We start from the raw sequence: 14,400 nt of genomic DNA on the forward strand, positions 1-14,400 counted from the left end.
CGCGGTATCCGTTATCCGGCGACCGGCTCGGCTCGCGGATCCCAGTCGATCAGGGGACGGCCGCCGTCGGCCAGCGCCTTGTTGGCCGCGCTGAACGGGCGCGCACCGCGGAAGCCCTTCGGGTTGAGCGGGCTGGGGTGGCCCGCCTCGAGCACCGCGTGCACCGGATTGGTGATCAGCGCGGCCTTCTTGCGCGCGTAACCACCCCAGAGCAGGAAGACGACCCGCTCGTCGCGCGCGTTCAGCGCCTTGATCGTCGCGTCGGTGAACGCCTCCCAGCCCTTGCCGCCGTGCGACGCCGCGGCACCCGCCCGGACGGTCAGAACCGCGTTGAGCAGCAGAACACCCTGCCGGGCCCAGCCGGTCAGGTCGCCGCTGGCCGGCGGCGCCACGCCGACGTCCTCGGCCAGCTCCTTGAACACGTTGCGCAGCGACGGCGGGATCCGCACCCCGTCGCGCACGCTGAAGCTCAGGCCGTGCGCCTGGCCGGCGCCGTGGTACGGGTCCTGGCCCAGGATCAGCACGCGGGTCTGCTCCGGAGGGCAGAGCCGGTACGCCGCGAACAGGTCCTCGATCGGCGGATAGATCGTGTGCGCCGCGTACTCCGCCGCCACGAACTCACCCAGCGCGGCCGTCTCCTTCTCGTCGAGAAAGCCGGCAAGCTCGGCTCGCCAGTCGGCCGGCAGCAGTTCCGCCAGATTCACGGTGTTCCCTTCTTTTAGGGGGACAAGGTTTGTACGCGGTCGGCCCAGTCGCCGCCGTGCGGGATCAACTCGATCACCCGCGTGTCGTCGTCCAGCCGGTCGATGCGGACCCGAAGGTATTCGTCGTTCAGTTGCTCGACCATCCCGGCACCCCACTCGACGACGGTGACGGCGTCGTCGGCCGAGGCGTCCAGGTCGAGGTCGTCGATCTCGGCCCGGGGATCGGGACTGTCACCCAGCCGGTACGCGTCCGCGTGCACCAACGGCGTACGCCCGCGATGGACCCGGGCGATCACGAAGGTCGGCGAGGTGATCGCGTCGGACACGCCGAGGCCGGCCGCGATGCCCTGCACCAGGGCCGTCTTGCCGGCCCCGAGCGGCCCGGTGAGCAGCACCAGGTCACCCGCGCGCAGGATTCCCGCGAGCCGCCGCCCGAACGCGTGCGTGTCCTCGACCGTCGGCAGCTTGATCACGAGACCTTCTCCAGGAAGCGCAGCAGTACGGCGTTGACCTCGTCCGCCTTCTCCAGCATCACCACGTGACCGCTGTTCTCGATCTTGACCAGCTCCGCCTCGGGCAGGTATTTCAAGATCTGCTCGGAGTGGGTGACCGGCGTCAGGTAGTCCTTCGTGCCGACGATGACCAGCACCGGCACGCCCCGCAGGGCGGACAGCGCCGGGAAGCGGTTGTGGGTGTAGAGCGTCTGGAGATATTTCGTCAGCGTCTCGACCGAGGTCTTCGAGTTCATGCTTTCCACGAACGTGACCAGGGAGGGGCTGGGCTTGGGCTCGCCGAAGCCGTACCGGCGGGTCAGCAGCCAGGAGAGGTCGGACGAGACCATCCGGGCCCGGTCGATGTGGCTGCCGCCGAGATGGGCCGCCTTGCCCCAGAGCGGGAAGAACGGCGCGCTGGCCCGGGCGACCAGGGACGGAATGCCGATCTTGGCTTTGTCGATCAGCCCGGCCGAGGTGGACATCAGCACCACGCCGGTGACCCGTTCGCCGAACCACTCCGGATACTGCTCCGCGAACGCCATGATGGTCATGCCGCCCATCGAGTGGCCGACCAGGACGATGTGCCCGTCCGGCACTGTCGCGTCGAGCACCGCGGCCAGCGACTTGCCCAGCGCGGCGATGTCGTAGTCGCCCGACTGGAGCCGGCTGGACTTGCCGTGACCCGGCTGGTCGTAGAAGACCAGGCGCTGATCGCCGCGCTCGGTCAGCGCCTTGCGCTGGAAATAGAAGGTGCCCATGTCGAGCGCGAAGCCGTGCACGAAGACGACAGTGGGCTTGGCTCCCGGCTTTCCCTTTTTCGGCTCGACGATCTCCACGTGCAGGTCGGTGCCGTCGGCCGCGGTCACCGTCAGCTCGCGGTCGAACGGCTGGTCGCCGAAGGGCTCGTCGATGTGGGGATCGCCGGGGGCGTTTACCGAGCGGCGCACCAGGGCCCGCTCGACGGCGAACGCGGTGGCCAGCCCGGCCGCGACGACACCGACCGCGGCGCCCGCGATGCCGACCTGTTTGGCCCGCCGCGATCCCTTCGCCGGGCTCATGCCTGATCCCCGTCGTAGACCCGCGGCACCCGCGCGCTGCCGAAGCGCGTCACGATCTCGTAGTTGATCGTGTCGACCACCGCGGCCCAGTCGTCGGCGGTCGGCTCGCCGTCGTCGCCGGGCCCGAACAGGGTGGCCACCTCGCCCGGCTCGACGGGGTCGTCGCCGATGTCGAGAACGATCTGGTCCATGCAGACCCGGCCGGCGATCGTCCGCCGCTTGCCGCCGAGCTGCACCGGCCCCGAGTTGGAGGCGTGGCGCGGCACGCCGTCGGCGTACCCCAGCGGCACCAGAGCGAGGCTCGTCTCACGCTCGGTGAAATACGTGTGCCCGTACGACACACCCTGACCCGCCGGGACCCGCTTGACGAGCGCGACCCGGGCCCGCGCGGTCATGGCGGGACGCAACCCGAAGGTCTCCCCCGCGATCGGCGACAGCCCGTAGACCGCGATGCCGGGGCGGACCAGGTCGAAGTGGGTGTCGGGCCGGGTGAGGGTGGCGGCCGAGTTGGCGATGTGCCGGTACCGCGGGGTGATGCCGAACCGCTCGGCGGTGGCCAGCCCCTCGGCGAACACGGCGAGCTGGTGGTCGATGGTCTCGTGGCCGGGAGCGTCGGCGTAGACGAAGTGGCTCCACACGCCGACCACGTCGATGTCGCCGTCGGCCTGCGCTTTCGCCGCCGCCTCGAGCAACGCCGGCCACTCGGCGGGCGTCGCGCCACCGCGGGCCAGACCCGTGTCGATCTTCAGATGTACGCGGGCGGTCCGCTCCGCCCGGCGAGCGGCCGCGACCACCTCGGCGAGCAGGTCCAGGCTCGCCGCGCTCAGATCGATGTCGGCCGCCACCGCCTCGTGCAGCGGGCGGCCGGGAACATGCAGCCAGGACAGCACGGGCGCGTCGATACCGGCTCGCCGCAGCTCCAGCGCCTCCTCGAGGGTCACGACGCCCAGCCAGGTCGCCCCACCGGCCAGCGCGGCCCGGGCCGCCGGCACCATGCCGTGCCCGTAGCCGTCGGCCTTGACGACCGCCATGACCTCGGCGGTGGTGCGGGCGCGCAGCAACGCGACGTTGTCCCGGATTGCGTCCAGATCGACCCGGACTTCGGCCTGCCACATGATTCCCAGCCTACTTATTCGGTATGACGATTCCCGTTACGGCTTACCCCTCAGGAGGTCGCCGACGACTGGCCGGAGGGCGGCGGCCACGTCGGGCGCCGTCACCGGGCCGTCGGCGGCGGCCCGGCGGCCGGCCAGCCCGTGCGCGTAGGCGGCGGCCACCGCGGCCCGCTCGGGCTGAAGTCCGCCGGCCAGCAGCGAGCCGAGCAGCCCGCCCAGCACGTCGCCGCTGCCGGCGGTGGCCAGCGCCGAGGAGCCGGTCGGGTTGACCCAGACCTCGCCCGCCGGTGTGGCCACGATCGTGCGGTCACCCTTGAGCAGCACCACCGCGTTCATCCACGAGGCCAGCCGCAGGGCGCTGCCCGCGCGGTCGGCGCCGGGCGCCTCCCCGGCCAGCCGCTTGAACTCCCCGTCGTGCGGCGTGATCACCAGGGGCGCGTTGCGCCGCAGGTCCTTGGCGTGCTTGCCGTCGACCAGCAGGGTCAGCGCGTCGGCGTCGAGCACCACCGGCACCGAGGTGGCGAGCACGCTGCGCAGCGCGACGCGCGCTTCCTCGTCGGTGCCCAGACCGGAGCCGCACACCCACGCCTGCACCCGGCCGGCATCGTTCACCTTGGGCACCGCCACGACCGACGGATGGGCGCGGACCACCTCCCGATGACCGCTGCCCGCATAACGCACCATGCCGGTCGGGCCGGCCAGCGCGCCGGTCGTCGAGAGGATCGCGGCGCCCGGATAGGTCGCCGAGCCGGTCGCCACCCCCACCACTCCACGGGTGTACTTGTCGGAGGCCGGCCCCGGCTGAGGCCACCAACCCGCGATGTCGTCCGCGTCGGGGACCCGCAGGGCCGGATCGGCGCGCAGCACCGGGCCGAGCCCGATGTCGACCAGCTCCACCTGACCGCACCGCGGCGCCGCGGCACCGACGAAATGAGCCGGTTTGTAGCAGCCGAAGGTGACTGTGACATCAGCGGTCACGGCCTCGCCGGGAACGTCACCGGTGTCGACCGCGACCCCGCTCGGCACGTCGACGGCGACGATCGGAGCCCGCTTGCCCGTACGCCCGCGCAGCCCGACCAGGGCGTCGACGATCACCGTGGCCGGCGGGCGCAGACCACCGCTCGCCCCGATCCCGACGATGCCGTCGAGCACCAGATCGGCGCCGTCGGGCAGGTCGCGGACGGTGAAGCCGCCGGCACTCCGCAGCGCGCCCAGGCCGGCCAGATGGACCCGCTCGGGGCGCAGCAGCAGCGCGCGCACCTGAGCGCCCCGCCGGGCCAGGGCGGCCCCGGCGTACAGCGTGTCACCCCCGTTGTCGCCGCTGCCGACCAGCAGCAGCACCCGGGAGCCGTAGACGCCGCCGCTCTCCTCGAGCAGCAGCGCGCAGCGCCGGGCCAGCCCGGCGGCCGCCCGCCGCATGAGCGTGCCCTCGGGCAGCGTGGCCATCAGGGCCTTCTCGGCCGCCCGCACGTCGGCGACCCGCCATGCCTGCCGCATCTCGTCCTCCAGCCGCTCGGTGTGTGCCGAGAGTTCTATGCCGTGGGTACGACACTTTTACGTCGGCGCTGGTCAGGACTCGGCGACCACCATCGCCGAGGCGATTCCCCCGTCGTGCGACAGGGAGAGGTGCCACCGGTTGATCCCTCGCTCGGTGGCGGCCGCGGCGACCGTACCGGAAACCGTCAACCACGGGCGGCCGTCGGGATCGGAGACGATCTCGCAGTCGTGCCACCGCAGCCCGGCCGGAGCACCCAGGGCCTTGGCCACCGCCTCCTTGGCCGCGAAGCGGGCCGCGAGCGACTCGGCCGAGCGAGGGCTCCCCGAGCCGGTCAGCCGCTCGTCCTCGGTGAAGAGCCGAACCCCCAGCAGCGGTGTCCGGTCGAGGGCGCGCGCGAAGCGCTCCACCAGAACCACGTCGATGCCGACAGACACGATCACTCGCCCACCCTAACGGGCGGGCTTAGCACCAGGCAGGCCCGCTCTCAAGCCCTGTGGACAACGCCGCTGCGTGATCGCGGCGGATATCCACAGGGCCGCCCACGGAGGCCTGGCGGCCCCTAACGTCGGCGCATCCCTTCGCACCGCCTGGAGGCCGCCGATGCAACCCGATCTCGAAGTCGACACCGATCAGCTGCGCCACGACGCCTCGGCCGTGGCCGGCACAGCGTCCCGCATCACCTCCGGAGCAGCCCGGGCCCCGGCTCCCGACGTCACCCCGAGGTGGGCCGCGGCCGACGCGGCCACCCTGGCCGCCGAGACGGCCCGCCACCACCTGAGCCTGCTCGGGGCCGAGGTGGCCGAGACCGCCCGGAACATCGCGACAGCCGCGGCCGATTACGAACTGGCCGACGCCCGCGCCGTCACCCGCCTGAGGCTGAGCCGATGACCAGCGATCCGGGTACGGTCCACGCCCGCCTCCGGGTCACCGATCCGGGCCGGTGGCGGGCGCTCGCCCTGTCCTGGCGCCGCTGGGCCGACCTGGCCGGCCGGCTGGCGGCCGAGCTCGCCGCCCGTCTGGTGGCGCTGGGCCGCTCCTGGACGGGCGCGGCGGCCACCGCCGCCACGAGCCGGCTCGGCGGCCTGCACCGGCGGCTCGTCCTGTTCCGCCTCCACTGCTGGCGGGCCGACCAGTTCGCGAGCGAGTTCGCCGCCTCCCTGGAACGCGCCCGGCGTCTTGTGACCGGGCAGCTTGCCGCGGCGATCTCGGTCGCCACACGCGCTGACCTGCGGGCGTCCGAGGACTTCAGCCGGCTGACCGATGCCTTTCACGCCTCGGCCGAGCCGCCGGACGGCGCGCGGCCGGACTGTACGGCGTCGCCCGCCGAGGTCCACGAATGGTGGGCTGGTCTGCCGCCGGCGCAGCGGCAGTGGTTGCTGGCCACCGAGCCTGGTGTGCCGGCCGGGCTCGACGGCGTTCCGGCGGCCGACCGCGACATCGCCAACCGTCTGCTGCTCGACAATCGGCGCGCCGAGCTCGACCGGGCCATCACCTACGCTCGCGGCGACGATCGGGACCGGCTGCGGTCGGTACGCGACGGGCTGACCGCCCTGAGCGACCGGCTGGCCGACGGCGACGGGCCGCGGGCCTACCTGCTGCGGCTCGACCTGGCCGGGGAGGGCCGGGCGGTGGTGGCTCTCGGCGACCCGGACCGGGCTGGGAACGTCCTCACCCAGGTGCCGGGGATGACGGCCGACCTGGCGTCCTTCGGCGGCGAGCTGACCCGGGCCGAGCGGGTCGTCACGCGGGCCGCCGAGCTCGGCCCGCGGGTCGCGTCGAGCGCCGTGCTGTGGCTCGACTACGACGCCCCCGACTTCGTCGACGAGGCCGCCCGCTCACGCCAGGCCGAGGCGGCCGCGCCTGTTCTGCGGCGGTTCCAGGACGGGCTCCGGGCCGGCCACGAGGGGCCAGCGGCGCGGCAGACGGTGCTCGGCCACAGCTACGGCTCGCTCGTGGTGGGCCGGGCGGCGTCCGGACCGGGGCTCGACGCCGACAGCGTCGTCTTCGTGGGCTCGCCCGGCGTCGGCGTCGACTCCGCGAGCGACCTGCGCCTGCGGTCCGGCGAGGTCTGGTCCTCCACCGCCCGCAACGACGTGATCCAGTGGGTCCCGGTCGCCCCGGCCGGCCTGGCCCGCGACCTCGCCGTGGCCGCCACGGTCCCCTTCGTGGGCCCGTGGCTCGCCTTCGGCCGCCCGGAGGAGGACCTGTGGTTCGGCCGCAACCCGAGCGATCCCGGCTTCGGTGCCCGGGTCTTCGCGAGCGACCCGAAGGGCCATGTCGGCTACTGGAACCCCGGAAACCCCGCCCTGGACACGATGGCCGCCATCACCCTGGGGACCGCCCGATGACGCGAAGGCCGCCCAGGCGCTGTGTGCGCCGGGGCGGCCTCGGGAGCGTGCCGCCGCGGTGGTTACTCGACGGTGACGGACTTGGCCAGGTTGCGGGGCTGGTCGACGTCGTGGCCGCGGGCGGCGGCGATCTCGCAGGCCAGGATCTGCAGCGGGACCGTGGTCATCAGCGGGGCGAGCAGCGTGGGGGTGTGCGGGACCGTGATGAGGTGGTCGGCGTAGGCGCGGACGTCGTCGTCGCCCTCCTCGGCGATCACGATGGTGCGGGCGCCGCGGGCCCGTACCTCCTGGATGTTGGAGACGACCTTGTCGCGCATGACGCCGCGGCCGGCCGGGGACGGCACCACGCAGACGACCGGGGTGCCCTGGTCGATCAGGGCGATCGGGCCGTGCTTGAGCTCGCCGGCGGCGAAGCCCTCGGCGTGCATGTAGGCGAGCTCCTTGAGCTTCAGGGCGCCCTCCAGGGCCACCGGGAAGCCGACGTGGCGGCCGATGAAGAGCACCGTCGAGGCGGTCTTCAGGTCGCGGGCCAGGGCGCGGACGTCCTCCATGGAGTTGAGCAGCTCGCGCAGCGCGTCGGGGGTGCTGCGCAGCCTCTCGACCACGGCGGCGACCTCGTCGGCGTACATGACGCCGCGGATCTGGGCCAGGTGCAGGCCGATCAGGTAGGTGGCGACGAGCTGGGTCAGGAACGCCTTCGTCGAGGCGACGGCGATCTCCGGGCCGCCGTGGGTGTAGAGCACGGCGTCGGACTCGCGGGGGATCGTCGAGCCGTTGGTGTTGCAGATGGCCAGGACGCGGGCCTTCTGCTCCTTGGCGTGGCGCAGCGCCATCAGGGTGTCCATGGTCTCGCCGGACTGGCTGATCGCGATCACCAGGGTCGAGCGGTCCAGGATCGGGTCGCGGTAGCGGAACTCGCTGGCCAGCTCGACCTCGCACGGGATGCGCACCCAGTGCTCGATCGCGTACTTGGCGACCATGCCGGCGTGGTAGGCCGTGCCGCAGGCGACGATGAAGACCTTGTCGATGTCGCGCAGGTCCTGGTCGGTCAGGCGCACCTCGTCGAGCACGATCTCGCCGCGGTCGGAGAGGCGGCCCAGCAGGGTGTCGGCGATGGCCTGCGGCTGCTCGGCGATCTCCTTGAGCATGAAGTAGTCGTAGCCGCCCTTCTCCGCGGCCGAGGCGTCCCAGTCGATGTGGAACTCCTGGCCGATGGCGGGCGAGCCGTCGAAGCCGGTGATCTCGATGGCGTCCGGGGTGATCAGGACGACCTGGTCCTGGCCGAGCTCGATCGCCTCGCGGGTGTGCTCGATGAAGGCCGACACGTCGCTGGCCAGGAAGTTCTCGCCCTTGCCGCGGCCGACGACCAGCGGCGAGTTGCGGCGGGCGGCGACTACCGCGTTCGGCACCTCGACGTCGACGGCGAGCAGCGTGAACGCGCCCTCCAAGCGGCTGACCGTGCGGCGCATGGCCTCGGCCAGCAGCTGCGGGCCGTCCACGGCGCCGGACTCGCGCAGCTTGCGCACCTCGGCGGCGAGCAGGTGGGCCGCGCACTCGGTGTCGGTGTCGCTGGTGAACTCGATGCCCTCGGCCTCCAGCGAAGCGCGCAGGCGGCCGAAGTTCTCGATGATGCCGTTGTGGATGACGGCGACCCGGCCGTCGGCCGACAGGTGCGGGTGCGCGTTGCGGTCGGTCGGGCCGCCGTGCGTCGCCCAGCGGGTGTGCCCGATCGCCGTACGCCCGGTGGCGATCTCGTCGGACGGCCGGTCGGCCAGGGCCTTCTCCAGGTTGGCGAGCTTGCCGGCCTTCTTCTCGGTCAGAACGGTGTCGCTGTCGATGACCGCGACGCCGGCGGAGTCATATCCGCGGTACTCCAGCCGGCGCAGGCCGTCGAGAACGATGCTGAGCGCCGGACGACCGCCGACGTACCCCACGATGCCACACATGACGGGCACTGTAGCCGACGTCCGCTCATCCGTCATGCTCGAGAAGCACCCTTTCGAGCATGCGGTATGCGCAAAACGGTCCGAACGGCGGGTGGCGCCGCCGATCGGCTGGCGTCACCGGCGTACCGTCGGCTGACGGACATCTGACCAGCGCTCGCCCCGGGAGAGACGTTGAGCAGCAATTCTCAGCCCGACCAGCCGCAGCGGGACCCCGACCGGACGACGCCCTCGCCGGTGTCGGGACAGCCCTGGTCCACCCCGTCGGGTGACCCGCTCTCCCCGGACCCCTACCGGCCGTCGCCGACCTTCAGTCCGGGATACGCGTCGCTCCCCCAGCCGCCGGACCCCGACTACCCGCCGACGTCGGAGTTCCCGGCCACCGCCTCCGACAACGTCCCGCCGGGCTATCCACCGCCTGGTTACGGCACTCCCTATGACGGCGGAGGCGAAGGGGCGTACGGCGGCGGATATGGCCCGGGCGCCGGAAACCAGGCGGGCGGCTGGGGAGGCGGGGGCTACCCCAACGGCGCGGGCTACCCGGGCGGCGCGGGCTATCCGGGCGGCGGAGGCGGCGCAGGCTACCCGGGAGGCGCGGGCTATCCGGGTGGCGGGGGCGGCGCGGGCGGGTATCCGCCGCCTGGGCCCGCTGGGCGGCCGCCGCGGAAGAGCAGTGTGCCCATCGTGGCGGTGATCATTGCGGTCACGCTGTTGCTCTGTGGGGGCGTCGGGACCGCCGGTGTGCTCATCGCGCGCAACGTCACACAAACGGCGAAAGACGCCGTGCCGCAGATTCCCGAGCTGCCGGCGGCGCCTACCGAGGCGCCGGAGATCGGCGGGAAGGTCAGCGTGACGTACGAGGTGACCGGTGACGGCCCCGCCTCGCAGCTGGTCTACGCGGAATCGCTCAGTGAGTCGCCGCAGCGGCTGGAGAACGTGAAGCTGCCCTGGACGTTCACCGGGGAGATCGACACCCCCACCGTGCTCACCGTCACCGCGATCCGGCTGAGCGGCACCGAGGGCACGATCAGCTGCCGCGTGCTTGTCGACGGCCAGGAGGTCGCGCACCGTACCTCCGAGCCCGGTACGTTCGGCACGGCCACCTGTAACCACTTCGCGTTTGAATAGGGACGATGACGAGCGACCCGCTGGTCGAACGGATGCGCCCGTTCGGCACCACGATCTTCACCGAGATGTCGGCGCTGGCCGCGCGCACCGGCGCGATCAATCTCGGGCAGGGCTTCCCGGACACCGACGGCCCGGCCGAGATGCTCGAGGCCGCCGCGCGGGCGCTGCGTGAGGGCGCCAACCAATATCCGCCGCTGCCCGGCATTCCCGCCCTGCGCCAGGCCGTCGCCGCCCACGAGCGGCGATTCTGGGGCCTGTCGCGCGACCCGGAGACCGAGATCGTGGTCACCGCCGGCGCCACCGAGGCCGTCGCGGCCGCGATCCTGGCCCTCTGCGAGCCCGGTGACGAGGTTGTCTGCTTCGAGCCCTACTACGACTCGTACGCCGCCTCGATCGCCCTGGCCGGCGCCGTCCGCCGCCCGGTCACCCTGCGCCCGGGGGCCGACGGCCGGTACGGCTTCGACGAGGAGCAGCTGCGGGCCGCCTTCGGTCCCCGCACCCGCCTCGTGCTGCTCAACTCGCCGCACAACCCCACCGGCAAGGTCTTCACCCGCGGCGAGCTCACGCTGATCGCCGGCCTCTGCCAGGAGTACGGCACGTACGCCGTCACCGACGAGGTGTACGAACACCTGGTCTTCACCGACGCCGCCGAGCCGCACGTGCCGCTGGCCAGCCTGCCCGGCATGCGCGAGCGGACCCTGCGGATCTCCTCGGCCGGCAAGACCTTCTCGTGCACCGGCTGGAAGGTCGGCTGGGCCACCGGGCCGGCCCCGCTGGTCTCGGCCCTCATGCGGGTCAAGCAGTTCCTGACCTTCGTGAACGCCGGGCCGCTGCAACCGGCCGTCGCCGTCGCACTCGGGCTGCCCGACGACTATTTCACCGGTTTCCGGGCCGGTCTTCAGGCCCGCCGCGACCGGCTCGTGACCGGACTGACCGAGGCCGGGTTCGACGTCCTGCCGTCCGAGGGTACTTACTTCGTCACGGCGGATATCACCCGATCGGGTGGGACCGACGGCATCGAGTTCTGCCGGGCGCTGCCCGAGCGGTGCGGTGTCGTGGCCGTGCCCACTCAGGTCTTCTACGACGACAAGGCGGCGGGCCGCCACCTGATCCGCTTCGCCTTCTGCAAGCGCGAAGAGGTCATCGAGGAGGCAGCCCGCCGCCTGGCGAAGCTCAGGTAACGGCTCAGGCCGGGCTGGCCGCCCGCACCTCGTCGGCGATCCGCGACGCCACGGCGCGGGCCTGCTCCTCGGTGGCGGCCTCGACCATCACCCGGACGAGCGGCTCGGTGCCCGACGGGCGCAGCAGCACCCGGCCGGTCTCGCCCAGCTCGTCCTCGGCCAGCGCCACGGCCGCCTGCACCGTCGGGGCGGCCGCGCCGGCCTCCCGGTCGCCGACCTTCACGTTGATCAGGACCTGGGGCAGCGTGTGCACCACCGAGGCCAGGTCGGCCAGCGACTTGCCGCTCGCCGCCAGCTGGGCCATCAGGTGCAGGCCGGTCAGCACGCCGTCGCCGGTGGTCGCGAACGCCGGCATCACGATGTGCCCGCTCTGCTCGCCGCCCAGGGCCAGACCGTCCGCGGCCAGCGCCTCCAGCACGTACCGGTCGCCGACCTTGGTCTCGAGAAGCTTGATGCCGTTCTGCTTCATGGCGATGCGCAGGCCCAGGTTGCTCATCACGGTCGCGACCAGCGTGTCGTCGGTCAGCGTGCCCGCGTCGCGCATGGCCAGGGCCAGGATCGCCATGATCTGGTCGCCGTCGACGACCTCGCCCGAGGCCGTCACGGCCAGGCAGCGGTCGGCGTCGCCGTCGTGCGCGAGACCCAGGTCGGCACCGTGCTCGAGGACCGCCGCCTGCACCTTCTCGAGGTGAGTGGAGCCACAGTCGTCGTTGATGTTGAGGCCGTCCGGGTCGGCGTGGATCGCGATGACCTCGGCGCCCGCCTCCTCGTAGGCCACCGGGGCGACCTCGCTGGCCGCGCCGTTGGCGCAGTCGACCACGACCTTGATGCCGGCCAGCGAGTGCGGCGTCGAGCCGACCAGGTGCTTGATGTAGTGCTCGGCCCCGTCGAGCAGGTCGTTGACCCGGCCGATGCCGGCACCGGTGGGCCGGCCGATCAGCCCGTGCCCGTCCTCGATGGCCTTCTCGATGCGCTCCTCCAGCTCGTCGGGGAGCTTGGTGCCACCCGCGGCGAAGAGCTTGATCCCGTTGTCGGGCATCGGGTTGTGCGAGGCCGAGAGCATGACGCCGAGGTCGGCGCCGGTCTGGGCCACCAGGTAGGCCACGGCCGGGGTGGGCAGCACGCCGACCCGCACCACGTTGGCGCCGGCGCTGGTCAGGCCGGCCACGACGGCCGCCTCGAGCATTTCGCCGCTGGCCCGCGGGTCACGGCCGACGATCGCCAGCGGAGGGTGGCTGCCGTCGCTCTCGACCAGCACGCGGGCGGCCGCGACCGCGACGGACAGGGCCAGTTCGGGGGTGAGGTCGCCATTCGCGAGCCCGCGTACGCCGTCGGTGCCGAAGAGTCGCCCCATGGCGGTTTCCTTTCGCCGGCGGCCCAGGGAGAGGAGGGGCCATCCGGGGTGCGTGCGTCGGTGGAGGGGAGGGAACGCAAACGGCCGGGCCGCGGCCCCGCGAGGGGCGCAACCCGGCCGTGTCAGACTCGGCGCAAAATCAGCGCTTCGAGTACTGCGGAGCCTTACGGGCCTTCTTGAGACCGTACTTCTTGCTCTCCTTGACGCGGGCGTCACGGGTGAGGAAGCCGGCCTTCTTGAGAGCCGGACGGTCGTCGGGCTCGTTCGTGATGAGCGCCCGGGCGATGCCGAGGCGCAGCGCGCCGGCCTGGCCGGTGATGCCGCCACCGCGCAGGTTGGCGATCACGTCGAACTGCTCTTCCTTCTCAGCGGTGACGAGCGGCTCACGGATGAGCTGCTGGTGCACCTTGCTGGGGAAGTAGGCCTCGAGGTCGCGGCCGTTGCAGGTGATCTTGCCGCTGCCGGGCACGAGGCGCACCCGGACGATGGCCTCCTTGCGGCGGCCGACGGTCTGGATCGGACGGTCACCGGGACGCGGGGCGCGGACCGGGGCCGGCGCGGGCGTCTCGACCACGACGACCGTCTCAGCGGGCTCCTCGACGGTCTCGACGACCTCGGGCTCGATGATGTCGGACATGCTGCTGCCTTCTCCCGCGCTCACTGCGCGATCTGCTTGATTTCGAACGGCTGGGGCTGCTGAGCGGCGTGCGGGTGCTCGGCGCCCGGGTAGACCTTCAGCTTCTTGATGATCTGCCGCGCGAGCTTGTTGTGCGGGAGCATGCCCTTGACGGCCAGCTCGACCGCCTTCTCGGGGCGCTTGGTGAGCAGCTCCTCGTAGCCGACCTGCTTGAGGCCGCCCGGGTAGCCCGAGTGGCGGTAGGCGACCTTGGTCTGCCGCTTGTTGCCGGTCAGGGCCACCTTGCCGGCGTTGATGATCACGACGTAGTCGCCGGTGTCGACATGCGGCGCGAAGGTCGGCTTGTGCTTGCCGCGCAGAAGGGTCGCGGTGTGGGTGGCCAGGCGGCCCAGGACGACGTCAGAAGCGTCGATAATGTGCCACTGACGCTCGATCTCACCCGGCTTCGGGCTGTACGTACGCACAGAATTACCTTGTCTTGTCGTCGGTCTGGGGTCGCGCGCTGGTCGCGGCGAACGCGAACATCAAGCCTACCCCGGGGGGCACGCTCGCAGCTGTCGCACAACAGCAGGCAACAATACCCGGTGGCGCGGCGCGTGGTCAAAACGTGCAGGGTCACAGCGATCGGCGGCCCCGCCGTCGCCCGCATCAAAGCCCAGGCCGACGTGACCTCCAAACATATGCGTGTCAAGCATACCCGCCCTTCCGAACACGCCCGACACCGGGATCCAAGGTCACCGAGGTCACAACCCGGCGACGGTTAGCAGGCTCGAAACAAACGGGACCCGAGGGCGAAATTCCCGGAAGGCACGCTTCCGTCATGGCCATCGGTGCGGAGACCTCGACGAAGCGGGCCGGTCATCGCCGGCACGCCGGGGCCCGGCGCACTATGGAAGAGCCACCGTCAGGGTTGAGGACGGACCTGACGGTGTCCGCCGAG

14 protein-coding genes are annotated in these 14,400 nt (G+C 72.1%); 4 read left to right on the forward strand and 10 right to left on the reverse strand.

The window, feature by feature from the left end:
• Positions 1–11: 11 nt before the first annotated feature.
• From ung to ACGFJ7_RS10200, 6 genes are all read right to left on the reverse strand, one after another.
• A complete protein-coding gene (gene ung, locus ACGFJ7_RS10175) occupies positions 12–704 on the reverse strand; it encodes a uracil-DNA glycosylase (protein ID WP_360245435.1) in 693 nt (230 codons plus the stop codon).
• Between the two features lie 14 nt (positions 705–718).
• Positions 719–1,174, reverse strand: a complete 456-nt coding sequence (gene tsaE / locus ACGFJ7_RS10180) for a tRNA (adenosine(37)-N6)-threonylcarbamoyltransferase complex ATPase subunit type 1 TsaE (RefSeq protein WP_392641994.1) — start codon at positions 1,172–1,174, stop codon at positions 719–721.
• Positions 1,174–2,256 (reverse strand): alpha/beta fold hydrolase, encoded by a 1,083-nt coding sequence (locus ACGFJ7_RS10185; RefSeq protein ID WP_392641888.1) that lies wholly within the window; start codon positions 2,254–2,256, stop codon positions 1,174–1,176. The genes tsaE and ACGFJ7_RS10185 overlap by 1 nt, the downstream gene beginning before the upstream one ends.
• Complete coding sequence (gene alr, locus ACGFJ7_RS10190; RefSeq protein WP_392641890.1) at positions 2,253–3,371, reverse strand: alanine racemase; 1,119 nt, start codon at positions 3,369–3,371, stop codon at positions 2,253–2,255. The genes ACGFJ7_RS10185 and alr overlap by 4 nt, the downstream gene beginning before the upstream one ends.
• A gap of 36 nt (positions 3,372–3,407) precedes the next feature.
• Positions 3,408–4,868 (reverse strand): NAD(P)H-hydrate dehydratase, encoded by a 1,461-nt coding sequence (locus tag ACGFJ7_RS10195; RefSeq protein WP_392641892.1) that lies wholly within the window; start codon positions 4,866–4,868, stop codon positions 3,408–3,410.
• Between the two features lie 72 nt (positions 4,869–4,940).
• On the reverse strand, positions 4,941–5,309 hold the full coding sequence (locus ACGFJ7_RS10200) for a holo-ACP synthase (RefSeq protein ID WP_360245447.1): 369 nt from the start codon (positions 5,307–5,309) through the stop codon (positions 4,941–4,943).
• Between the two features lie 160 nt (positions 5,310–5,469).
• On the opposite strand from ACGFJ7_RS10200, the gene ACGFJ7_RS10205 reads away from it, so the two are divergent.
• Together ACGFJ7_RS10205 and ACGFJ7_RS10210 are read left to right on the forward strand one after the other, a co-directional pair.
• A complete protein-coding gene (locus ACGFJ7_RS10205; protein ID WP_392641894.1) occupies positions 5,470–5,757 on the forward strand; it encodes a hypothetical protein in 288 nt (95 codons plus the stop codon).
• Positions 5,754–7,217 (forward strand): alpha/beta hydrolase, encoded by a 1,464-nt coding sequence (locus ACGFJ7_RS10210; RefSeq protein WP_392641896.1) that lies wholly within the window; start codon positions 5,754–5,756, stop codon positions 7,215–7,217. Before ACGFJ7_RS10205 ends, ACGFJ7_RS10210 begins: the two co-directional genes overlap by 4 nt.
• Positions 7,218–7,279: 62 nt before the next feature.
• Here ACGFJ7_RS10210 and glmS read toward each other — a convergent pair whose 3' ends face one another.
• Positions 7,280–9,163 carry a glutamine--fructose-6-phosphate transaminase (isomerizing) gene (glmS, locus tag ACGFJ7_RS10215; protein ID WP_360245456.1) on the reverse strand — a complete coding sequence of 628 codons (1,884 nt, stop codon included), beginning with the start codon at positions 9,161–9,163 and terminating at the stop codon, positions 7,280–7,282.
• Between the two features lie 681 nt (positions 9,164–9,844).
• Here glmS and ACGFJ7_RS10220 point away from each other — a divergent pair.
• Together ACGFJ7_RS10220 and ACGFJ7_RS10225 are read left to right on the forward strand one after the other, a co-directional pair.
• Entirely contained in the window at positions 9,845–10,288 is a 444-nt protein-coding gene (locus ACGFJ7_RS10220) for an MmpS family transport accessory protein (protein WP_392641898.1), read from the forward strand.
• 5 nt (positions 10,289–10,293) lie between these two features.
• Positions 10,294–11,469: a pyridoxal phosphate-dependent aminotransferase gene (locus ACGFJ7_RS10225; protein ID WP_392641900.1), complete on the forward strand. Its 1,176-nt coding sequence runs from the start codon at positions 10,294–10,296 to the stop codon at positions 11,467–11,469.
• 4 nt (positions 11,470–11,473) lie between these two features.
• Here the strand turns inward: ACGFJ7_RS10225 and glmM are convergent, their stop codons facing one another.
• From glmM to rplM, 3 genes are all read right to left on the reverse strand, one after another.
• On the reverse strand, positions 11,474–12,823 hold the full coding sequence (glmM, locus tag ACGFJ7_RS10230) for a phosphoglucosamine mutase (protein WP_360245465.1): 1,350 nt from the start codon (positions 12,821–12,823) through the stop codon (positions 11,474–11,476).
• A gap of 139 nt (positions 12,824–12,962) precedes the next feature.
• The gene (rpsI, locus tag ACGFJ7_RS10235; RefSeq protein WP_360245468.1) at positions 12,963–13,460 is read right to left on the reverse strand and encodes a 30S ribosomal protein S9; all 498 of its coding nucleotides are present in this window, start codon (positions 13,458–13,460) and stop codon (positions 12,963–12,965) included.
• 20 nt (positions 13,461–13,480) lie between these two features.
• Entirely contained in the window at positions 13,481–13,924 is a 444-nt protein-coding gene (gene rplM / locus ACGFJ7_RS10240; protein WP_360245471.1) for a 50S ribosomal protein L13, read from the reverse strand.
• Positions 13,925–14,400 lie beyond the last annotated feature (476 nt).

The organism is Actinoplanes sp. NPDC048988 (assembly GCF_043197815.1).
Classification (GTDB): domain Bacteria; phylum Actinomycetota; class Actinomycetes; order Mycobacteriales; family Micromonosporaceae; genus Actinoplanes.

Coding starts and splice junctions, on each gene's coding strand:
- ACGFJ7_RS10210 (WP_392641896.1), top strand. CDS start 5,754: ATGACCAGCGATCCGGGTACGGTCCACGCCCGCCTCCGGGTCACCGAT.
- ACGFJ7_RS10195 (WP_392641892.1), bottom strand. CDS start 4,868: ATGCGGCAGGCATGGCGGGTCGCCGACGTGCGGGCGGCCGAGAAGGCC.
- glmS (WP_360245456.1), bottom strand. CDS start 9,163: ATGTGTGGCATCGTGGGGTACGTCGGCGGTCGTCCGGCGCTCAGCATC.
- ACGFJ7_RS10205 (WP_392641894.1), top strand. CDS start 5,470: ATGCAACCCGATCTCGAAGTCGACACCGATCAGCTGCGCCACGACGCC.
- ACGFJ7_RS10185 (WP_392641888.1), bottom strand. CDS start 2,256: ATGAGCCCGGCGAAGGGATCGCGGCGGGCCAAACAGGTCGGCATCGCG.
- alr (WP_392641890.1), bottom strand. CDS start 3,371: ATGTGGCAGGCCGAAGTCCGGGTCGATCTGGACGCAATCCGGGACAAC.
- rpsI (WP_360245468.1), bottom strand. CDS start 13,460: ATGTCCGACATCATCGAGCCCGAGGTCGTCGAGACCGTCGAGGAGCCC.
- ACGFJ7_RS10225 (WP_392641900.1), top strand. CDS start 10,294: ATGACGAGCGACCCGCTGGTCGAACGGATGCGCCCGTTCGGCACCACG.
- glmM (WP_360245465.1), bottom strand. CDS start 12,823: ATGGGGCGACTCTTCGGCACCGACGGCGTACGCGGGCTCGCGAATGGC.